This window comes from Micromonospora sp. CNZ285, from assembly GCF_004637285.1.
On record NZ_SPQD01000001.1, the window covers coordinates 655,645 to 676,782 of the forward strand.

Genomic DNA, 21,138 nt, shown 5'->3' on the forward strand with positions numbered 1-21,138 from the left:
CGTCGCGTCGAACCCCGGGTAGTGACCGTCTACCCGGGAGGTGCTTCTGGTGGTGACCGAGGCGATGCCCGGCGACGCCGTCGAGGACATCCGCAAGCACCTGACGCTCGCCGCGGAGGACCTGGACGGTAACCGGGTCGCCGCGCTCGTCGTCGAGGCCGCGGGACGGTGGGGCGTGGCGGCGGCGTGGGAGCGGGTCTGCGCGCCGATGCTGGCCGCGCTGCCCGGGCACAGCGCCGTCGAGGTGGCGGTGGAGCACGCCTTCTCCGAGGGGATCCGGTCCGGCCTGGACACACTGGTGCGCGAGCCGGGGCGGACGTCGCCGGGCGGCGGCATCCTGCTCGCGGCGGCGGAACAGGAACTGCACTGTCTCGGCCTGCACGCGCTCGCCGCCGCGCTGCGGGAGGCGGACCTGGGCAGCCTGCTCCTGGGCGCCGCCCTGCCCTGGCCCGCGCTGGCCAGCGCCGTGCGCCGCAGCCGGCCGCACACGGTGGTGGTGTGGTCGCAGACACCGGTGACCGGCCGGGCGTACCGGATGGCCCGGTTCGCGCGGGAGTTCCCGTCGGTGTGGGTGCACAGCGCCGGACCGGGCTGGATCGTGCCACCGGACGGGCACCTGACGACCCTGTCCGACGCGCTGCGCACCTGCCGTGCCGCGGCCGGGCGCCGCGCCGCCCAGAGCTAGGCGCGGAAGCCGCGCAGCAGTGGGGCGACGGAGGCCTCCGGGTCGACGTCGTCGTCCGGGGCGGCGAGCTGGTTGCTGAGCAGCCCGTCGACGAGCGCCAGCAGCATCCGGAAGTGGGCCTGCGGATCGGTCGAGCCGAGCGTGGCGAGCAGCGGTTCCCCCCAGCCGGCCAGTTGTGCCCGGGCGGCCGCTGCGCTGCCTCTTCGGTGACTGGCATCCGCCGGTGCCTCGGGTGCTCGACGCGCTCACCCCGGACGGCATCCTGCGGCACGAGATCCACGACCTGACGCCGCTGCCGTCGTACGTGGCCGGCCGGACCGCGCTGCTCGGCGACGCCGCGCACGCGATGACCCCGGATCTCGGGCAGGGCGCCTGCCAGGCACTGATCGACGCGCTCGCGCTCGCCGGCTGCGTACGCGAAGCAGGCGATCTGCCGGCCGCGCTGCGCGCGTACGACGGGAGGCGCCGGCGGCCGACGCAGCGGATCGCGGCCGGCGCGCGGTGGGCGGGGCGGTTGTCCGGCGTGCGCCGGCTGCTGCCGGTGCGGGACGCGGTGCTGCGGCTGGCGCTGGCCGCGGGACCGCCCGCGTGACCTGAGACACATTCGATACGAACCGGTTCCGTATCGAAACCCGCTCACCTACGCTCGGCTCCGTTACGAGTCTGACCCGTATCGTATTCCGACGCGGGGAAACCGGGGGGAGCACGGACGTGGAACCACACGAGAACACCGGACACCCGAGGAGGTGGGCGATCCTCGGGGTACTGGTGATCAGCCTCCTCGTGGTCGTCCTCGACAACACCATCCTCAACGTCGCGCTGCGCACGCTGGCCGACCCGGTGCACGGCCTCGGCGCCACCCAGGGCGAGCTGGAATGGGCGATCAACTCCTACACACTCGTCTTCGCCGGGCTGCTGTTCACCTTCGGCGTGCTCGGTGACCGGCTCGGCCGCCGCCGTTTCCTGATCCTCGGGCTGGCGCTGTTCGGCCTGTCCTCGCTGCTGTCCGCGTACGCGCAGGACCCGGGCCAGCTGATCGCGGCCCGCGCGCTGATGGGCGTCGGCGGCGCGGCCATCATGCCGGTGACACTCTCGATCATCTCCAACGTCTTCGACCCGCGCGAGCGCGCCAAGGCGATCGGCGTCTGGGCCGGCGCGGTCGGCCTCGCGGTGGCGATCGGCCCGGTGCTCGGCGGCGCGCTGCTGGAGCACTTCTGGTGGGGCTCGGTCTTCCTGATCAACGTGCCGGTGGTGGTGCTCGGCGTGGTGCTCGTCGCGGCCCTGGTCCCCGAGTCCCGCGACCCCAAGCCCGGCCGGGTGGATCTGCTCGGCGTGCTGCTCTCGGTGGTCGGCCTGGTCGCGCTCACCTACGGCATCATCGACGGCGGCGAGCACGGCTTCGGCCGCCCGCAGGTGTGGGTCGCGGTGCTCGGCGGCCTCGCGGTGCTCGGCTGGTTCGTCGCCCACGAGCTGCGCAGCGACCACCCGTCGCTGGACGTCCGGCTGTTCCGGGTGCCCCGGTTCGCCGCGCCGGTGGCGCTGGTCGGGCTGGTCTTCTTCGCCGCGATGGGCGTGATGTTCTTCGGCGCGTTCTATCTGCAGCTCGTGCGCGGCTACAGCCCGCTGGAGAGCGGCCTGCTGTTCCTGCCGTTCGCCGCGGCCCAGCTGATCTTCGCGCCGCGCAGCGCGGCGATGGTCCGTCGCTACGGCGGCCGGGCGGTCGCGGCGGTCGGGCTGCTGCTCACCACTGTGGCGCTCGCCGCGTTCGTGCTCATCGACGCGGACACCCCGATCTGGATCTTCTCGGCGCTGGGCTTCCTCCAGGGCGCCGGGATGGCGAACATCATGCCGCCGGCCACCGAATCGATCATGTCGTCGCTGCCCCGGGAGAAGGCCGGCGTCGGTTCCGCCGTGAGCAACACCGTGCGGCAGGTGGCCGGCGCGCTCGGCGTGGCGGTGCTCGGCTCGGTGCTCTCCGCCGTCTACCGCGACCAGGTCGGCCCGGCGGTGGCCGCACTGCCTGCCCCGGTACGCGACGCGGCCCGCGAGTCGGTGTCCGGGGCGTACGCGGTCGCCGGCCGGCTCGGCCCCGACGGGCCGCGACTGATCGACGCGGCGAACGACTCGTTCGTCTCGGCCATGCACTGGGCGGCGGGCGCCTCCGCGGTGGTGGCCGCGCTCGGCATCGTGATCGTGCTGCGGTGGATGCCGGGCCGGCCGGTCGTCGCCCCCGACGCGGCGCCGGTCACCGACAGGGAGTTGGCCGGTACCGCATAGGTTCGTGGACAATGTCTGACATGACTTCCACGGCGGATGCTCCGCGGTCGCCCGGGCGACCGCGGAGCACCCGCGCGGACGAGGCGATCGTCGACGCCACCCTCGACCTGCTGGCCGAGGGCAGCACCGTCGAGTCGCTGTCGATCGAGGCGATCGCGAACCGCGCCGGAGTCGGCAAGGCCACCATCTACCGCCGCTGGCCGGGCAAGGACGCGCTGCTGCTGGACGCGTTGCGCACGCTCAAGGGGCCCGCGCCCCGCACCGACGGGCGCTCCGTCCGCGACGACCTGGTGGTGCTCGTCGGCGCGGTGGGCCAGCACGCCGACTCCCGCGTCCGCAAGATCATGCCTTGCCTGGTGCCGGAGGTGAACCGCAGCTCGGCGCACCGGCAGGCGTACGAGGCGATCATCGAGCCCCGGCGGGCGGCGATGCGCGAGGTGCTGCTCCGCGCGATCGACCGGGGCGAGCTGCGTGCCGACCTCGACATCGAGGTGGCGATGGCGCTGCTCACCGCGCCGATGCTCACCCAGCGGATGCTGCGCTGGCACCCCGAGCGCGACGAGCGGCTGCTGCCCGAGCGGATCGTGGACGCGGTCCTGGACGGCCTGCGCGTCCGCTGACCCCGGGCCGCCGTGCCCGGCCACTCAGCGGGCGGGTGTGCGCAGCCGGTGCAGGCGCAGCGCGAGCTGCACCTCCAGCGCCCGCTCCGGCCGCTGCCAGTCCGCGCCGAGCAGGTGACCGACCCGCTCCAGCCGCTGGGTGACCGTGTTGACGTGCACGTGCAGCTGTTCGGCGGCCCGGGCCAGGCTGCCGCCCACCCCGAAGTACGCCTCCAGCGTCTTCACCAGCGCGGTGCCCCGCCGGGCGTCGTAGTCCAGCACCGGTCCCACAGTGGTGGCGAGGAACCGCGCCACGTCCCGGTCCCCGGCGTCGCCGACCGCGCCCAGCAGCAACCCGACGAAACCCAGCTCGGTGGTGCTCGCCCCCTGCCCGGCCCGCCCCAGCGCACCGAGCGCGGACAGGCAGCGCTCCGCCTCGGCGAACGTGACAGCGAGCGACGCCGGGCCGGTGGACGGCCCGCTCGCCCCGGCGGTCACCGGGCGGCCGGTCACCCGGGACAGGTCCCGGGCCACCGCGCGGGCCGCGCCGCCCGCGTCCTGGCCTGGCAGCATCAGCACCACCCGCCCGTCGCGCGCCGCGGCCAGGCCACCCCGGGTCGAGGCGTACGTGGTGGCCCAGGACAGCACCCGCTGCCGGGCCGAGCCGGTCTCGGCGAACGCGTCGTCACCGACCGCCACCAGCACGTGCGGCGCGTCCAGGTCCACCCCGATCCGGCGGGCCCGCGCGCGCAGCGCGTCCGCGTCGCGCAGCGGCCGGGCGATCAGGTCGTCCAGCAGCTCACCGCGGACCCGTCCCTCCGCCTCGGCCACGGTCCGGCGGAACAGCAGCAGCAACGCGGTCACCAGCGCGGCCCGCTCCAGGATGCGCTGGTCGGCGTCGACCAGCTCGTCGTCCGGGCGCAGCACCAGCGCGCCCAGGTTCTCCGCGCCGGCCACCACCGCGGCGTACCAGAGCGGACCCCGGCGCACGCTGCGCCCCTCGGTACGGGACGCGGCCACCGCCTCCACGATGTCCGCCCGGTCCGGCTCGTCGATCTCACCGACCCGGGCCAGCCGCCGGCCCTCGGCGTCCAGCGCCAGCAGCGCGCCGCCGAGCACCTCGGTGACCGCCGCCGCCACGTCCTCCATCCCGCCGCCGCGTACCACCAGCGCGGTCATCCGGTCGTGCGCCGCGGCGGCGCGCTCCACCGAACTGCTGTGCGCCCGGATCGTGCTGTTCGCCGCGGACAACTCGGCCAGCGCCGCGCGGGTCTCGGCGAGCAGCCGCGCGGTGTCGATCGCCACCGCCGCGTGCGCCGCCAGCGACACCAGCAGCGACACCTCCTCGCGGGCGAACGGCCGGGCCGAGCGGTTGGCCGCGTACAGCACGCCGATCACGCTGGAGCCGAGCCGCAGCGGCACGCCGAGGATGGCCACCAGGCCCTCCTCGCCCACGCCGCCGTCGATCTCCCCGGTGTGCCGGAACCGCTCGTCCTCCTGGTAGTTCGAGGTGACGTACGGCGTGCCGGTCTGCGCGACCAGCCCGCCCAGCCCGTCGCCCAGTTCCAGCCGCAGCCGCTGGAACCGGGCCGAGATCGAGCCGTCGGTGACCCGCATGTACGTGTCGCCGCGCTCGTCGTCGTTGAGCGTCATGTACGCGACGTCGGTGCCGAGCAGGATCCGCGCCCGGTGCACGATCGCGCGCAGCACGTCGTCCAGGTCGCGCAGCCCGGCCAGGTCGCTCGCGGTGTCGTACAGGCCGGACAGCTCCGTCTCCCGGCGCCGACGGCGGGCCAGCAGCGCCCGTACCCGCAGCGCCACCACCTTCGCCTGCTCCAGCTCGGCGAGCCGTTCGGCGGGCAGGCCGGCGGCGCGCGCGGCGACCAGCGGGCCCTCGAACTCGACCGCGGCGGCCTCGCGCGCCAGCAGCTCCAGGAACTCCACCGGCGACGACATGACCGACATTGTGCGCGGGCCCACTAGTTCGCCGTCCAGCCCCCGTCGAGGGCGATCGAGGTGCCGGTGAGGAACGCGGCGGGCGGGGAGCACAGATACGCCACCAGTTCGGCCACCTCGGCCGGCTCGATCAGCCGCTTGATCGCCGCCCGGGCCAGCATGATCTTCTCGACCACCTCGTCCTCGCCGATGCCGTGGGTGGCCGCCTGGTCGGCGATCTGGCTCTCCACCAGCGCGGTGCGCACGTACGCCGGGTTGATGCAGTTGGCCGTGACGCCGTGCGCGGCGCCCTCCAGCGCGACCACCTTGGACAGGCCCTCCAGCGCGTGCTTGGCCGAGACGTACGCGGCCTTGAACGGCGAGGCGCGCAGCCCGTGCACCGAGGAGATGTTCACGATCCGGCCCCAGCCGTTCGCGTACATCCGGGGCAGCGCGCGGCGGATCAGCAGGAACGGCGCCTCCACCATCACCCGCTGGATGTACTCGAAGCGCTCGACCGGGAAGTCCTGCACCGGCGCGACGTGCTGCAGCCCGGCGTTGTTGACCACGATGTCGGCGTCGACGTCGAGGCGGTCCACCGCCGCCGGGTCGGCCAGGTCGATCCCGACCGCCCGGCCGCCGGCCTCGGCGGCCACCGCCTCGGCCGCCGCCACGTCGCGGTCCAGCACCACCACCGTCGCGCCGGCCGCCGCCAGGCGCAGGGCACAGGCCCGTCCGATGCCGCCGCCACCGCCTGTGACCAGCGCGGTGCGACCGGTCAGGTCGACGTGTACGACGTGGGGGACCGCCACGGGTTCTGCCGTCATGGCGCATGAACGTACGAGCCGGTTGCCCCCTGGCACATGGGGCGGCGACACATACTCCACCGCCCGCCTGTGTGGTGCGCCGCGTCACCGCCCGCACCCGGCGTGTCCGGCGGTCCCGGGGCCGGCGGCCACCAGTAGGGTGTGTCGAACACACGTACTGCTGGCGGCTCGGGGAGGAGGCGGCGTGCGCGTGCTGGGCGTCGACCCGGGGCTGACCCGGTGCGGGGTCGGCGTGGTCGAGGGCGTGCCGGGCCGTCCCTGCACGCTCGTGGCCTACTACGTGGTGTACACCGACCCGGAGGACGACCTCGCGCTGCGCCTGCTGCACCTGGACCGCTCGCTCACCGACCTGGTCGCCGAGCACCGGCCGGACGCGGTCGCGGTGGAGCGCGTGTTCAGCCAGCACAACGTGCGCACCGTGATGGGCACCGCGCAGGCCAGCGGCGTCGCGGTGCTCGCCGGGGCCCGGGCCGGGCTGCCGGTGACGACGTACACGCCGAGCGAGGTCAAGGCCGCGGTGACCGGCTCGGGGCAGGCGGACAAGAAGCAGATGACCACCATGGTCACCCGGTTGCTGCGGCTGCCCGAGCCGCCGAAGCCGGCCGACGCCGCCGACGCGCTGGCGCTGGCCATCTGTCACGTGTGGCGCGGTGGCACCCGGTCCAAGCTGGCCGAGGCCGCGCAACGGGCCCGACGAGGAGGGACGCGATGATCGCGAGCGTACGCGGCACGGTGACCGCCACCGGCCCGGATCACGCGGTGGTGGAGGTGGGCGGCATCGGCCTGGCCGTGCAGTGCGCCCCCGGCACGATCGCCGACCTGCGCGTGGGCCAGACCGCCCGGCTCGCCACCAGTCTTGTCGTCCGGGAGGACTCGCTCACCCTCTACGGCTTCGCCGACGACGACGCCAAGCAGCTGTTCGAGCTGCTCCAGACCGCCAGCGGGGTCGGTCCCCGGCTAGCCCAGGCGGTGCTCGCCGTGCACACGCCGGACGCGGTCCGCAAGGCCATCGCCAACGCCGACACCGCGGCGCTGACCCGGGTGCCGGGCATCGGCAAGAAGGGCGCCGAGCGGCTGGTGCTGGAACTGCGCGACCGGGTCGGCCCGGTGCCGGTGGGCGCCGACGGCGCGGCCGGGGTGACCGCGGGCGCCTGGCCGGAGCAGGTCCGCCAGGCCCTCGTCGGCCTCGGCTGGACGGCCGGTCAGGCCGAGCAGGCGGTGGCCGCGGTGGCGGAGACCGTCGACGGTGACACCCCGCCGGTGCCGGTGCTGCTCAAGCAGGCGATCCGCCTCCTGGGCCGGACCCGATGACCGGGGAGAACCTGGTCTCGGCGTACGTGAACGACGCCGAGCGGGACGCGGAGGCCAGCGTCCGCCCGAAGCGGCTGGACGAGTTCATCGCCCAGCACCGGGTCCGCGACCAGCTCGACCTGCTGTTGCAGGGCGCGATGCGGCGCGGCTCACCGCCCGACCACATCCTCCTGTCCGGGCCGCCTGGCCTCGGCAAGACGACCCTGGCCAACATCGTCGCCGCCGAGCTGGGCACCGGGATCCGGGTGACCAGCGGCCCGGCCATCGAGCGCTCCGGCGATTTGGCCGCGATCCTGACCGGCCTCGCCGAGGGCGACGTGCTGTTCATCGACGAGATCCACCGGATCGCCAAGCCGGCCGAGGAACTGCTCTACAGCGCCATGGAGGACTTCCGCGTCGACGTGGTGGTCGGCAAGGGCCCGGGTGCCACGGCCATCCCGCTCGACGTGGAGCCGTTCACGCTCGTCGGCGCCACCACCCGTTCCGGCCTGCTGACCGGCCCGATGCGCGACCGGTTCGGCTTCGTCGCGCACCTCGACTTCTACGCGCCGGCCGAACTGGAGACGCTGCTGCACCGGTCGGCGCGGATCCTCGGCGTGCCGATCACCGCCGACGGCGCGGCGGAGGTCGCCGGCCGGTCCCGGGGCACCCCGCGTATCGCCAACCGGCTGCTGCGCCGGGTCCGCGACTACGCCGAGGTCCGCGCCGACGGCGTGGTCACGCTGGAGACCGCACGGGCCGCGCTGACCGTCTACGACGTGGACGCGCTCGGCCTGGACCGGCTCGACCGGGCGGTGCTGACCGCGCTCGTCGACTCGTTCCGGGGCGGTCCGGTGGGCCTGTCCACGCTCGCCGTGGCGGTGGGCGAGCAGCCGGACACGGTCGAGGAGGTCTGCGAGCCGTTCCTGGTCCGGGCCGGGCTGCTGGCCCGGACGCCCCGCGGGCGGGTGGCGACCGAGGCTGCCTGGCGCCATCTGGGCCGTACGCCCCCGAATGGTACATTTGGTGCGGATGCTCCTCCTGGGCCCGATCTGTTCTCGGTGCAGACCGATCAGCCGTGATCCGTTCGTGATCTGTGCCGCATTCGGTCTTCTCAGGAGCAGGGACTAGACTTCGCCGCGGTTTGTACAGGACGTGAGAATCCGCTTCCGCTGCGGCGCCCTCCGGCGCCGGGGCGGACGCCAACCGGAAGGTCTACACCGTGCTTTACGCAGCAGCGAGTGGCGGGGGAGCCGGCAGCCTGACGCCGATCCTCATGATCGCTCTGCTCTTCGTCGTCATGTACTTCATGATGATCCGTCCGCAGCAGAAGCGCCGCCGCGAGGCCGAGCAGATGCAGGCCGCCCTCTCCCCGGGCGACGAGGTGGTCACCATCGGCGGCCTGCACGGCACGGTCACCGCGGTCGAGGACGAGACGGTCCTGCTCGAGGTCGCGCCCGGCGTACAGACCCGGTACGCCCGCCCCGCCGTCGCGCGGGTGATCAAGCGCGCCGAGGCGCCGGCGGCCGAGACGATCACCGAGGAAGCCGAGCCGGTCAAGGAGTGACCCCCCGTCCCGGACGGGGCAGCGGATTCATCCGTACAAGTGGATAGTTGGGGTCGGCGCGCGGCGCCGGCATCCGGCCGGGCCGTGCGGCGCCCCCGCGCCGCGCACCAGCCGGCGTGCCGTCCTCCGGTGCCGACCCGCCGGAGCAGTCGGGCGGACACCCCCGGCCCGACAGTTGTCGCCGCCGTGGAAGCGGCGCGACCGTACAGGGAGACAGGACAGCCGTGGCACCACCTCAGGGACAGATGCGGCCCGGACGGCAGCTCGCCGTGCTCGGGCTCATCTTCGTCGTCCTCTATCTATTGGTGTTCTTCTCGGGCGGCGCCAGCGGTGGCTGGAAGGACCGGCTGGAGCCACGGCTCGGCCTGGACCTCGTCGGCGGCACCCGGCTGACGCTCGAGGCCACCAACACGGTGGACGGCAAGCCCCCGACCGCCGACAACCTCGAGGAGGCCCGCCAGATCATCGAGAGCCGGGTCAACGCCTACGGCGTGGCCGAGGCCGAGGTGGTCACCGAGGGCAACCGCAACATCGTCATCTCCCTGCCCGGCCAGAACCGCGACCTGACCGACGTCGGTGAGGCCGCCGAGCTGCGCTTCCGCAAGGTGCTCAAGGCCACCGACGGCAGCGGTGCCGCCGCCGCGCCCGCGCCGGTCCCGAGTGCGACCCCGTCCGGTGCCGCCAGCCCGACCCCGTCGGGCAGCGCGTCGCCGAAGGCGAGCACGAGCCCCAAGGTGAGCGGATCCCCGAGCGCCGGCGGGCAGGGCGGCATGGCCCCGACGCCGAGCGCCAGTGCCTCGGCGACGCCGTCGGCCTCGCCGAGCGCCGCCGCGCCGAGCCCGAGCGCCAGCGCCGAGCCGGTGCCGCAGAGCATCGAGCAGCAGCGCAAGGCCGTCGAGCAGAAGGTCGGCGCGGCCGCCTGGGCCGCCGCCTCGGGCCTGCAGGCACCGGCGGACCTGACCACCGACCCGTCGCTGGCCGACAAGCTCAAGCCGTTCGGCACGCTCACGCCGCAGGAGATCGCCGTCCTGCCGGTGGAGATGCAGTTCAACGTCCCGACCATCACCTGCGCCCAGCTCGACGCGCGGCCCGCCGCCTCGATCAAGGACGAGAAGCAGAAGGCGGTCGCCTGCGAGTCCGGCGCGAAGTACCTGCTGGACGTGGCGAAGGTGCTCGGCACCGACGTCAAGAACGCCTCCGCCCAGCTCGACCAGACCAGCTCCTGGGTGGTCAGCCTGAACTTCACCGGCAGCGGCCAGGAGAAGTGGACCGCGCTGACCCGCGAGGCGTTCACCAACGAGGGCCAGGCCTGCGACCAGACCGCGCTCGGCCAGGACGGCAAGTGCCGGGTCGCCGTGGTGCTGGACAACGAGATCGTCTCGTCCCCGGAGATCCAGGGCGTGCTGACCGGTGACTCGCAGATCACCGGCAGCTTCGACAACAAGGCCGCCAACGCGCTCGCCAGCCAGCTGCGCTACGGCGCGCTGCCGGTGACGTTCGAGCCGCAGGAGCAGCAGAACGTCACCGCGACGCTCGGCGACAGCCACCTCAAGGCGGGTCTGCTGGCGGCCGGCATCGGCATGCTGCTGGTCATCATCTACTCGTTCTTCTACTACCGGCTGCTCGGCTCGGTCATCTTCCTGAGCCTGGTGCTCTCCGCGCTGCTGGTGTTCGGCGCGCTGGTGGTGCTCGGCCGGTCGATCGGCTTCACGCTCACGCTCGCCGGCATCGCCGGCATGATCGTCTCGCTGGGCGTCGCGGCGGACTCGTTCGTCATCTACTTCGAACGATTGAAGGACGAGATCCGGGAGGGCCGCAGTCCACGCAGCGCGGTGCCACGCGCCTGGATCCGGGCCCGCCGGACGATCATCTCGGCGAACGCCATCACGCTGATGTCCGCGGTGGTGCTCTACATCGTGTCCGTCGGCGCGGTGAAGGGCTTCGCCTTCGCGCTCGGCCTGGCGACCGTGCTCGACCTGGTCGTCGTGTTCCTCTTCCGCCACCCGATCATGACGATGTTCGCCCGGACCCGGGCGTTCCTGTCGCCGCGGGTCAGCGGTCTGGGCCGGGCGCTGCCGGCCCGGTCGGCCGAGCCGGGCACCGCCCGCAACCCGCGTGTGAAGGAGGCCTGAGATGGCTAAGAGCGGTCTGGCCGCCCGGCTCTACCGGGGCGAGGCGGATCTCAACATCGTCGGGCGGCGCAAGCTGTGGTTCGGCGTAGCCGGCGTGCTCATGCTGATCGCCGTGCTGAGCTTCGCGATCAGCGGCTTCAAGCTGGGCATCGAGTTCGCGGGCGGCAACTCGTTCCAGGTGCCGGCCAGCGTCGGCACCCTGGACCGCGCCGAGCAGGTCGTCGACGAGGTGCTGGCCGACGAGGCGCCCGGCGTCGAGGTGGTCAGCGCGCAGAAGGTCGGCGGCACCAGCGGCGAGTTCTACGAGATGCGGACCGGCCAGCTCTCCGCGGAGCAGGCCAACGCGGCCAAGACCGCGATGGCGCAGGAGTTCGGCATCCAGGCCGACCAGATCAGCGGCAGCCAGGTCTCCGAGGCCTGGGGCAGCCAGGTCACCTCGCGCGCCTTCCTCGGTCTGGTGATCTTCATCGCGGTGGTGTCGATCTACCTGGTGCTGCGCTTCGAGTGGCGGATGGCTGTCGCCGCGATCGTCTCGCTGCTGACCAACCTGGTCCTCACCGCGGGCATCTACTCGCTCGTCGGCTTCGAGGTCACCCCGTCGACGATCATCGGCTTCCTCACGATCCTGGGCTTCGCGCTCTACGACGTGGTGGTGGTCTTCGACAAGGTGCAGGAGAACACACGCGGCATCACCGCGAACAACAACGTCACCTACGGCGAGGCGTCCAACCTGGCTCTCAACCAGAGCCTCATGCGGTCGCTGAACACCTCGGTCGTGGCGCTGCTGCCGGTCGGCGGTCTGCTCTTCATCGGCGCCGGCCTGCTCGGCGCGGGCACGCTGAAGGACCTCGGCCTGGTGCTGTTCGTCGGTATGGCGGTGGCGTTCCTGACCTCGATCCTGCTGGCCACGCCGCTGCTGGTGCTGCTGAAGAACATGGACCCGCGGATCAGCGCGCACAACAAGCGCGTGCTGTCCCGCCGGGCCGCGATCGCCAAGGGCGAGATCACGCCGAAGGGCCGGCCGGCCACCGCGCCGGCCGCCGACGCGCCGATCGACCCGGAGGCGGCCGCGCTGGCCGGCGCCGCACCCAAGGTGGGCGCCCGGCCCGCGGGCAAGCGCCCCAGCGGCGCCCGCGGCGGCCGTCCCGCCGGGGGCGGCGGCAACCGGCCCGGCGGCAAGCGCCGCTGACCCGAGGGCCGGACGGAATCGGTCCGACGGCGTCCGTCATGCTGTTGTCACGGCATGACGGACGCCGTCGTCGTTTCGAGAGGACATGGGACGCACCGTGACGGAGACCCACACCACAGGGGTACGGGGAGACAGCGGCCCGGAGGTCGCCCAGCTCGTCGCCAGCCGGCTGCTGGACGTGCCGGACTTCCCCAAGCCGGGTGTCGTGTTCAAGGACCTGATGCCCCTGTTCGCCGACGGTGAGGCGTTCCGGGCGGTGATCGACGGCATCATCGCGTACCACGGGCCGGACTCGTTCGACACCGTCGCCGGCATCGAGGCGCGCGGGTTCGTGCTGGCGGCAGCCGTCGCGTACGCCACCGGCGTGGGCGTGGTGCCGGTGCGCAAGGCCGGCAAGCTGCCCCGGGCCACGCACTCGGCCTCCTACGCCCTGGAGTACGGCGAGGCGACGCTGGAGGTGCACCAGGACGCCTTCACCGCCGGCCACCGGGTGCTGGTGCTCGACGACGTGCTCGCCACCGGCGGCACCGCCGAGGCCACGCTCGACCTGGTGGAACGTGCCGGCGGGACGGTGGCCGGGTTCACCGTGCTGCTGGAGCTGGGCTTCCTGGAGGGCCGTAAGCGGCTGGCCCAGCGTCCGGTCCATGCCCTGTTGACCGTTTGACCAGGCTGGCCCGTCGGGCCGGTCGGCGCCGACCGTCCGGGGGAGCGGTGGCGTACCCTGCGTACGGGTAGCATTGCCCTTTGCCCGCCCCGGCCGAGCTGTCCGAGGCGGCGAAGGCGCCGGGGCCCGGCCCCGGTGACCGCGTGGAACAAGACCGGCCTCCGGGCCGGTTGAACCAGACGTCGGCCGGACGGCCGGCGCATCCCGGCGAGCGGTGAGGAGGCCGGTGTCCCACGATGTCGTCCCTCCGGTGGAGGGCACGGTGCACCCGACAGGCGACGCGGACGGCTCGGTGACCGAGCGCAGCGGCAATCCGCCGGCCCGGGCGACCGGCGCCACCGGCGGCGCGTCCGACGCGACGGCCGACGGCGGGGCGGTCGTGGTGCCGTTCCCCACCGAGGGTTCCACCGAATCCACGCCCGGCAGCGGCTTCGCCCTCTCCAACGCGCCCACCGGCCGGCGGGTACGCGCCCGGCTGGCCCGGTTCAACGCGCCCTGGCAGACCTCGCAGGTCAGCGAGGTGCTGGAGCCGCTGATCGCGACGCACCGGGAGAACCACCCCAAGGCCGACGCACGGCTGCTCCAGCGTGCCTTCGACACGGCCGCGCGGTGGCACTCGGGGCAGTACCGCAAGTCCGGCGACCCCTACATCACGCACCCGCTCGCCGTGGCGACCATCCTGGCGAACCTGGGCATGGACACCACCACGCTGGTCGCGGCGCTGCTGCACGACACCATCGAGGACACCGAATACACGCTCGACCAGATGCGCGCCGACTTCGGCGGTGAGGTCGCGCTGCTCGTCGACGGCGTCACCAAGCTCGACAAGGTCAAGCTCGGCGACGCGGCCAAGGCCGAGACCATCCGCAAGATGGTCGTCGCGATGGCGAAGGACCCGCGGGTCCTGGTGATCAAGCTGGCCGACCGGCTGCACAACATGCGGACCCTCACCTTCCTGCCCCGCCCCAAGCAGGAGCAGAAGGCCAAGGAGACGCTGGAGATCCTGGCCCCGCTGGCGCACCGCCTCGGTATGAACACGATCAAGTGGGAGCTGGAGGATCTGGCCTTCGGCACGCTGTTCCCGAAGCGGTTCGAGGAGATCAACCGGCTGATCGGGGAGCACCAGCCGCAGCGCGAGGCGCTGCTGCGTCAGGTGACGCAGAAGGTGTCCACCGACCTGAAGGCCGCCAAGATCAAGGCGGAGACGACCGGCCGGCCGAAGCACCTCTACTCGATCTACCAGAAGATGATCGTGCGGGGGCGCGACTTCAACGACATCTACGACCTGGTGGGTGTGCGGATCCTGGTCGACACGGTGCGGGACTGCTACGCGGCGCTGGGGGTCATCCACGCCAACTGGCAGCCGGTGCCGGGCCGGTTCAAGGACTACATCGCGATGCCCAAGTTCAACATGTACCAGTCGTTGCACACGACTGTCATCGGGCCCACCGGCAAGCCGGTGGAGATGCAGATCCGCACGTACGCGATGCACCGCACCGCCGAGTTCGGCATCGCCGCGCACTGGAAGTACAAGGAGCACAAGGGCACCCCGGTGGTGGGCCCGCCGGCGCACATCGACGAGATGACGTGGCTGCGGCAGCTGCTGGACTGGCAGCGTGAGGCGGCCGACCCGAGCGAGTTCCTGGACGCGCTGCGGTTCGACCTGTCCAGCCAGGAGGTGTACGTCTTCACCCCGAAGGGCGACGTCATCCCGCTGCCGACCGGGTCGACGCCGGTGGACTTCGCGTACGCGGTGCACACCGAGGTCGGGCACAAGTGCATCGGCGCGCGGGTAAACGGCAAGCTGGTGCCGCTGGAATCGACGCTGTCGAACGGCGACGTGATCGAGATCTTCACGTCGAAGTCCGACACGGCCGGCCCGACGCAGGACTGGCTCGGCTTCGTCAAGAGCCCGCGGGCGCGTACGAAGATCCGCCAGTACTTCAACAAGGAGCGGCGCGAGGAGGCGATCGAGGCCGGCAAGGACTCGATCGTCAAGGCGATGCGCAAGCAGGGCATGCCGCTGCAGCGGATGCTCACCTCGGACGCGCTGATGGCGATCGCCCGGGACCTGCACCTCGCCGACGTGGCCTCGCTGTACGCGGCGGTCGGCGACAGCCAGGTCTCCGCGCAGTCGGTCGTGCAGAAGCTGATGGCCTCCTACGGCGGCGAGGAGGGCGCGGCGGAGGACATCGCCGAGACCGCCGTCGCCACCCGGCCGCCGCGCAGCCGGCAGAGCAGCGCCGACCCGGGCGTGGTGGTCCGCGGCGTCAGCGACGTCTGGATCAAGCTGGCCCGCTGCTGCACGCCCGTACCGCCGGACTCGGTGTTCGGGTTCGTCACCCGCTCCGGCGGGGTCAGCGTGCACCGGGACGACTGCGCCAACGCCGAGGACCTGCGCGCCCAGCCCGAGCGGGTGGTCGAGGTGAGCTGGAAGCTCACGTCCGCCTCCACGTTCCTGGTCGCCATCCAGGTCGAGGCGCTGGACCGGCACAAGCTGCTCGCCGACGTGACGAGGGTGCTGTCCGAGGAGCGGGTCAACATCCTCTCCGCGACCGTCACCACCACCCGCGACCGGGTGGCGGTCAGCCGGTTCAGCTTCGAGATGGCCGACCCGAAGCACCTCGGGCACCTGCTGGCCGCGGTTCGCAAGGTCGACGGCGTGTTCGACGCGTACCGGGTCACCTCGGGGGCCTGAGCTACCCCACGCACGCGAAAGCGCCCGCCGGCTGCGATCAGCCGGCGGGCGCTTCGTCGTCGTACGGGTGCGGTCAGCCGCCCTCGACCGGGCTCATCGTCACCTTGGTCATGGTGATCTCCTTCTTCGGGTGACCACCGCCGGCCTGCTTCGCGAACGCGCCGTCGTCACCGGCCGCGGCGACCTGCTTCACCACGTCCATGCCACCGGTGATGGTGCCCAGCACCGTGTAGTTCGGGTCGAGCGGCGAGTCGCCGTACACGATGAAGAACTGGCTGCCCGTGCTGCCCGGCTGGCCGGAGTTGGCCATCGCGATGACACCCTCCGGGTACGGCGGGCGCTTGTCGGTGGGGAGGTTCTCCTCGGCCAGGTTGTACGACGGGCCGCCGGTGCCGTCGGTGTCCCGCCAGCCCTTGCCGGTGGCGCTCGGGTCGCCGCACTGGAGCACCTTGATGCCCTCGGTGACCAGCCGGTGGCACTTGGTGTTGTCGAAGAAGCCCTTGCCGGCCAGGTGCGTGAAGCTTCCGGCGGTGCAGGGCACCTTGGCGCGGTCGATCTTGGCGGTGATCGGGCCCAGGTTGGTGTCGATGGTCATCGTCTGGGTGCCCTTGCCCGACTGCTGGGCCGGCGGCAGGCCGACGTCCTTGATCTGCGCCGGACGGCCCTCCTTGGGCACCTCCGTGTACGCGCACTGGACGGCCCCGGCGGCGGCGGTGGTGCCCTGCTTGTCGTCGTCGTCGCCGAGCGCGGCGACGAGCCAGACCGTGCCTGCTACGACGAGCACCAGCACCGCCGCGGCCCCGACGATCGCCTGGGTCTGCCGGCGCTTACGGGCCCGGCCGGCCCGTTCCGCCATCTCGCGCTCGAGCTTGGCCCGCGCCGCCGCGCGCTGGCGGTCTCTGGTGGACGTCACGGTCACTCCTCACCTGCTGCGTATGGGTTCGGCGCGCGCGCCGCCGGGTCAGCCGACGGCCCGCGGCCTGCTCGCCTGTGTTCTCAGCCCGCGCTGGCGCTGGGCGACGGCGCGGGACTGCCGGCCGGCGCCGCACCGGGCTCGCCGACGGTGACGCTCTGGACCAGCACCTGCGTCTTCGGCTTGACCTTGGCGCCGTTGCCATTGTCCACCGTCGGCATGGCGCCGATCTTCTCCACCACGTCGAGCCCGCCGGTGACCTTGCCGACCACCGAGTAGGCCGGCTTGGCCGGGCTGGCGTCCTTGAAGAAGATCAGGAACTGGCTGCCGTTGCTGCCGGGCGGGTTGCCGATCATGGCGACCGTGCCCTTCGGGTACGTCGCCGGCTGCCCGGGCGCCGGGGAGGCCGACGGGCTCGGCTCCGCCGCGGCCGGGACGTTCTCGTCGAAGAACGAGTAGGTCGGGCCGCCGAGGCCGGTGCCGGTCGGGTCACCGCAGCGCAGCGCGCCCTCGGCGGTGATCTCGTGGCAGGTGGTGTTGTCGAAGAACGACCGGCCGGCCAGGTAGCTCAGGCTCGCCGCGCCGCACGGCGCGTCGGTCTGGTCCAGCTCGACGGTGATCGGCCCACCCTGGTTGGTGGTGATCGTCATCGGGCGGGTGCCGGAGGTGGGCAGGCCGGTGGTGGGCGGCTCGCCGACGTCCTTGAGGTTGGTGTTGACGGCGCCGTCCTGCGCGGTCCAGAGGCAGACGTCGTCGGCGGCCTTCTTCTCCGGCTCGGAGTCGAACGCGCCGAGCGCCCAGGCGGAGCCGGCCACGATCAGCACGAGCACCACCGCGGCGCCCACGCCGGCCCGGATCTGCCGGCGCCGCTTCGCGGTCGCCGCCCGCCGGGCGAGCTGCCGGTCGAGCTTGGCGCGCGCCAGTTTGCGCTGCCGGTCCCTGCTGGAAGCCACGCGCGCTCCCCTTCCTCTGCCTGATCGCCGCCGGCGCCGGGCGCCGTCCGCCGTTCCGATCGGGGTGCGCCACGCCACACGCCCGCCAGAGTGTACGGGTAGCGACTGTGAATGTGGTGTACGAGGTACCGCCGTCTCAGACCGGGCGGGGCGGACGGGCCGGTGGCGGACGGAACCCGCTGGCCGCTGCGACTAGGCTGCAGGGTGACGACGACCGGACGGAAAGGGGAGCGACGTGCTCGTGGCCGGCTTTCCCGCGGACGCCTTCGGCACCAACTGCTACGTGGTGGCGACCGGGCCGGGGGAGCAGTGCGTGGTGGTCGACCCCGGCATCGGGGTGCTCGACCGGCTCGACGCCGTGCTCGCCGAGCACCGCCTGCACCCGGCCGCCGTGCTGCTCACCCACGGCCACCTCGACCACACGTTCTCCGTCGCCCCGGTCTGCGGCGCGCGGGGCATCCCCGCCTACGTCCACCCGGACGACCGGGAGCTGCTGGCCGACCCGAGCAAGGCGCTGTCGATGGACCTGACCCAGCTGTTCGGCGGCCGGCTGCCGTACGCCGAGCCGGACGACGTGGCCGAGCTGACCGACGGCGCGACGCTGTCGCTGGCCGGGTTGGAGGTCACCGTCGACCACGCCCCCGGCCATACCGGCGGGTCGGTGCTGTTCCGGTTGCCCGGCGCCGGCTCGCCCTGGGAGGCGGAGCAGATCTGCCTCTCCGGTGACGTGCTGTTCGCCGGCTCGATCGGCCGTACCGACCTGCCGGGCGGCAGCATGCCCCGGATGCTGACCAGCCTGCGGGACAAGGTGCTCCCGCTGGCCGACGACACAGTCGTCCTGCCCGGCCACGGCCCCGCCACGACGATCGGCCGCGAGCGCGCGACGAACCCGTACCTCGTCGAGGTGGCGGGCACCGGCGGCGCGCGCCCGGCCGCGCCCACCCGCGGCCTCTGACCGCCGCGACCCACGACGTTCGCCCGCGCCCCGCGCGGGATCGAGGAGTACGCCATGAGCAAGCCCACGCCCATCTCCGGCTTCCCCGAGTGGACGCCGGCGCAGCGGATGATCGAGCAGTTCGTGCTCGACCGGATCCGCGCCACGTTCGAGCTGTACGGTTTCGCGCCGCTGGAGACCCGCTCGGTCGAGCCGCTGGACCAGCTCCTGCGCAAGGGGGAGACCTCCAAGGAGGTCTACCTGCTGCGCCGGTTGCAGGCCGACGCCGACGGGCCGGCCGGTGACGACGCGCTCGGCCTGCACTTCGACCTGACCGTGCCGTTCGCCCGCTACGTGCTGGAGAACGCTGGCAAGCTGCAGTTCCCGTTCCGCCGCTACCAGATCCAGAAGGTGTGGCGGGGTGAGCGCCCGCAGGAGGGCCGCTACCGCGAGTTCCTCCAGGCCGACATCGACATCGTCGACCGGGACACGCTGCCGGCCCACTACGAGGCGGAGATGCCGCTGGTCATCGGCGACGCGCTGCGGTCGCTGCCGATCCCGCCGGTGCGCATCCAGGTCAACAACCGCAAGATCTGCGAGGGCTTCTACCGGGGCATCGGGCTGACCGACGCGGAGGCGGCGCTGCGCGCCGTCGACAAGCTCGACAAGATCGGCCCGGCCGGGGTGACGGAGCTGCTGGCGAGCACCGCCGGGGCGAGCGAGGCGCAGGCCAAGGCCGTGCTGTCGCTGGCCGAGATCTCCGCGCCGGACGCGTCCTTCGCCGACGCGGTGCGCGGCCTCGGGGTGAGCGACCCGCTGCTGGACGAGGGCGTCGCGGAGCTGACCGCCGTGGTGGAGACCGCCGCCGCGCACGCGCCCGGCCTCTGCGTGGCGGACCTGCGCATCGCGCGGGGCCTGGACTACTACACGGGTACGGTCTACGAGACGCAGATGATCGGCTACGAGCGGTTCGGCTCGATCTGCTCCGGCGGCCGGTACGACAACCTGGCCAGCTCGGGCAACGTCCGGTTCCCCGGCGTGGGCATCTCGATCGGGGTGACCCGGCTGCTCGGCCTGCTGTTCGGCGCCGAGGCGCTGTCGGTGTCCCGTTCGGTGCCGACCTGCGTGCTCGTGGCGGTCACCGCCGAGGAGGACCGGGCGGCCAGCGACGCGGTCGCGGCGGCGCTGCGCTCGCGCGGTGTGCCGACCGAGGTGTCCCCGTCGGCGGCCAAGTTCGGCAAGCAGATCCGGTACGCCGAGCGGCGCGGCATCCCGTACGTCTGGTTCCCCGGCGCGGACGGCGACGAGGTCAAGGACATCCGTTCCGGCGAGCAGGTGCCGGCCGCGGCGGGCGAGTGGACGCCGCCCCGGGCGGACCTGAAGCCGCTGGTCGGCCCGGCCGGCACTGGCGTCTGACGGCGTTTCGACCTACGGTGGCGTAAGTTACGCCACCGTAGGGAGAACGTCGTGACCGTGCTCAGCCAGACCGCTCTGCTCACCGAACTCGAGCCGGTGGTCGAGAAGAACCTCGACCGCCACCTGTCGCTGGCCAAGGAGTGGTTCCCGCACGAGTACGTGCCGTGGAGCGAGGGCCGCACCTTCGACGGCCCGCTGGGCGGCGAGGCCTGGTCGCCGGAGGACTCGACGCTGCCCGAGGTGGCGCGGACCGCGCTGATCGTCAACCTGCTCACCGAGGACAACCTGCCCTCGTACCACCACGAGATCGCCACCCTGTTCGGGCGCGACGGCGCGTGGGGCACCTGGGTGCACCGGTGGACCGCCGAGGAGGGGCGGCACGGCACGGCGATCCGCGACTACCTCACGGTGACCCGGGCGGTGGACCCGGTGGCGCTGGAGCGGGCCCGCATGGTGCACATGTCGGCCGGCTACCAGAACGTCCACGACCAGGAGATGCTGCACTCGCTGGCGTACGTGTCGTTCCAGGAGCTGGCGACCCGCATCTCGCACCGCAACACCGGCCGGGCCACCGACGACCCGACGTGCGAGGCGCTGCTGGCGCGGGTGGCCGCGGACGAGAACCTGCACATGGTCTTCTACCGCAACCTGCTCGGCGCGGCGTTCGAGCTGGCGCCGTCGCAGGCGATGCGTGCCGTCGCGGACGTGCTCGCCAACTTCCAGATGCCGGGTGTCGGCATCGACGGCTTCGCCCGCAAGTCGGTGGCGATCGCGCTGGCCGGGATCTACGACCTGCGCCAGCACCGTGACGAGGTGGTGATGCCGGTGCTGCGCCAGTGGAACCTGTTCGACGTGACCGGCCTGAACGCCGACGGCGAGGCCGCCCGCGACCAGATCGCCGCCCACCTGGACACCCTGGAGACCCAGGCGTCCCGCTTCGAGGATCGCCGAGCCGCCCGAGCCGCCCGCGTCGCCGCCACCCAGGCCTGACCCCCGCCCCGTCTCCCGCGCGATCTTGCACTTACGGCCCCCGCGAATGCCGCGAAACCGGCGCTGCGG

At 72.9% G+C, this 21,138-nt stretch carries 20 protein-coding genes; 15 read left to right on the forward strand and 5 right to left on the reverse strand.

Annotated elements, in window-relative coordinates:
* Positions 1-49 precede the first annotated feature (49 nt).
* Positions 50-685: a transcriptional regulator gene (locus CLT75_RS03055; protein ID WP_486485046.1), complete on the forward strand. Its 636-nt coding sequence runs from the start codon at positions 50-52 to the stop codon at positions 683-685.
* Here CLT75_RS03055 and CLT75_RS33005 read toward each other — a convergent pair.
* A complete protein-coding gene (locus CLT75_RS33005; protein ID WP_486485328.1) occupies positions 682-858 on the reverse strand; it encodes a hypothetical protein in 177 nt (58 codons plus the stop codon). The two genes, CLT75_RS03055 and CLT75_RS33005, sit on opposite strands and share 4 nt — an antisense overlap.
* 50 nt (positions 859-908) lie before the next feature.
* On the opposite strand from CLT75_RS33005, the gene CLT75_RS33010 reads away from it, so the two are divergent.
* From CLT75_RS33010 to CLT75_RS03070, 3 genes are all read left to right on the forward strand, one after another.
* The gene (locus CLT75_RS33010) at positions 909-1,277 is read left to right on the forward strand and encodes an FAD-dependent monooxygenase (RefSeq protein WP_486485047.1); all 369 of its coding nucleotides are present in this window, start codon (positions 909-911) and stop codon (positions 1,275-1,277) included.
* Between the two features lie 119 nt (positions 1,278-1,396).
* Positions 1,397-2,962, forward strand: coding sequence for an MFS transporter (locus CLT75_RS03065; protein ID WP_135239389.1), 1,566 nt, complete (start codon positions 1,397-1,399; stop codon positions 2,960-2,962).
* 11 nt (positions 2,963-2,973) lie between these two features.
* Positions 2,974-3,582 carry a TetR/AcrR family transcriptional regulator gene (locus CLT75_RS03070; protein ID WP_135239390.1) on the forward strand — a complete coding sequence of 203 codons (609 nt, stop codon included), beginning with the start codon at positions 2,974-2,976 and terminating at the stop codon, positions 3,580-3,582.
* A 24-nt stretch (positions 3,583-3,606) separates the two neighbouring features.
* Here CLT75_RS03070 and CLT75_RS03075 read toward each other — a convergent pair whose 3' ends face one another.
* Entirely contained in the window at positions 3,607-5,526 is a 1,920-nt protein-coding gene (locus CLT75_RS03075) for a helix-turn-helix domain-containing protein (RefSeq protein ID WP_135239391.1), read from the reverse strand.
* Between the two features lie 14 nt (positions 5,527-5,540).
* Positions 5,541-6,323 carry a 3-hydroxybutyrate dehydrogenase gene (locus tag CLT75_RS03080; RefSeq protein WP_135239392.1) on the reverse strand — a complete coding sequence of 261 codons (783 nt, stop codon included), beginning with the start codon at positions 6,321-6,323 and terminating at the stop codon, positions 5,541-5,543.
* A 184-nt stretch (positions 6,324-6,507) separates the two neighbouring features.
* On the opposite strand from CLT75_RS03080, the gene ruvC reads away from it, so the two are divergent.
* The 8 genes from ruvC (at position 6,508) to CLT75_RS03120 (ending at position 15,863) form a co-directional block, all read left to right on the forward strand.
* Positions 6,508-7,035 (forward strand): crossover junction endodeoxyribonuclease RuvC, encoded by a 528-nt coding sequence (gene ruvC, locus CLT75_RS03085; protein WP_047892837.1) that lies wholly within the window; start codon positions 6,508-6,510, stop codon positions 7,033-7,035.
* On the forward strand, positions 7,032-7,634 hold the full coding sequence (gene ruvA / locus CLT75_RS03090) for a Holliday junction branch migration protein RuvA (RefSeq protein ID WP_135239393.1): 603 nt from the start codon (positions 7,032-7,034) through the stop codon (positions 7,632-7,634). Before ruvC ends, ruvA begins: the two co-directional genes overlap by 4 nt.
* The gene (ruvB, locus tag CLT75_RS03095; RefSeq protein WP_135239394.1) at positions 7,631-8,695 is read left to right on the forward strand and encodes a Holliday junction branch migration DNA helicase RuvB; all 1,065 of its coding nucleotides are present in this window, start codon (positions 7,631-7,633) and stop codon (positions 8,693-8,695) included. Before ruvA ends, ruvB begins: the two co-directional genes overlap by 4 nt.
* 140 nt (positions 8,696-8,835) lie before the next feature.
* On the forward strand, positions 8,836-9,180 hold the full coding sequence (gene yajC / locus CLT75_RS03100) for a preprotein translocase subunit YajC (protein WP_135239395.1): 345 nt from the start codon (positions 8,836-8,838) through the stop codon (positions 9,178-9,180).
* A gap of 224 nt (positions 9,181-9,404) precedes the next feature.
* On the forward strand, positions 9,405-11,312 hold the full coding sequence (gene secD, locus CLT75_RS03105; RefSeq protein WP_209310258.1) for a protein translocase subunit SecD: 1,908 nt from the start codon (positions 9,405-9,407) through the stop codon (positions 11,310-11,312).
* A 1-nt stretch (position 11,313) separates the two neighbouring features.
* On the forward strand, positions 11,314-12,501 hold the full coding sequence (secF, locus tag CLT75_RS03110; protein ID WP_135239396.1) for a protein translocase subunit SecF: 1,188 nt from the start codon (positions 11,314-11,316) through the stop codon (positions 12,499-12,501).
* 97 nt (positions 12,502-12,598) lie between these two features.
* A complete protein-coding gene (locus CLT75_RS03115) occupies positions 12,599-13,165 on the forward strand; it encodes an adenine phosphoribosyltransferase (RefSeq protein ID WP_135239397.1) in 567 nt (188 codons plus the stop codon).
* Positions 13,166-13,391: 226 nt separating this feature from the next.
* Entirely contained in the window at positions 13,392-15,863 is a 2,472-nt protein-coding gene (locus CLT75_RS03120; protein WP_135239398.1) for a RelA/SpoT family protein, read from the forward strand.
* Positions 15,864-15,936: 73 nt separating this feature from the next.
* Here CLT75_RS03120 and CLT75_RS03125 read toward each other — a convergent pair whose 3' ends face one another.
* Both CLT75_RS03125 and CLT75_RS03130 read right to left on the reverse strand, forming a co-directional pair.
* A complete protein-coding gene (locus tag CLT75_RS03125; protein WP_135239399.1) occupies positions 15,937-16,776 on the reverse strand; it encodes a peptidylprolyl isomerase in 840 nt (279 codons plus the stop codon).
* Positions 16,777-16,859: 83 nt separating this feature from the next.
* Positions 16,860-17,729 carry a peptidylprolyl isomerase gene (locus CLT75_RS03130; RefSeq protein WP_135239400.1) on the reverse strand — a complete coding sequence of 290 codons (870 nt, stop codon included), beginning with the start codon at positions 17,727-17,729 and terminating at the stop codon, positions 16,860-16,862.
* A gap of 235 nt (positions 17,730-17,964) precedes the next feature.
* Between CLT75_RS03130 and CLT75_RS03135 the strand changes: the two genes are divergently transcribed.
* The 3 genes from CLT75_RS03135 to CLT75_RS03145 are packed head-to-tail and all read left to right on the forward strand — an operon-like array spanning position 17,965 to position 21,069.
* Complete coding sequence (locus tag CLT75_RS03135) at positions 17,965-18,684, forward strand: MBL fold metallo-hydrolase (RefSeq protein WP_135239401.1); 720 nt, start codon at positions 17,965-17,967, stop codon at positions 18,682-18,684.
* A gap of 54 nt (positions 18,685-18,738) precedes the next feature.
* On the forward strand, positions 18,739-20,079 hold the full coding sequence (gene hisS / locus CLT75_RS03140; RefSeq protein ID WP_135239402.1) for a histidine--tRNA ligase: 1,341 nt from the start codon (positions 18,739-18,741) through the stop codon (positions 20,077-20,079).
* A gap of 51 nt (positions 20,080-20,130) precedes the next feature.
* Entirely contained in the window at positions 20,131-21,069 is a 939-nt protein-coding gene (locus CLT75_RS03145; protein ID WP_135239403.1) for an acyl-ACP desaturase, read from the forward strand.
* Positions 21,070-21,138: the final 69 nt, after the last annotated feature.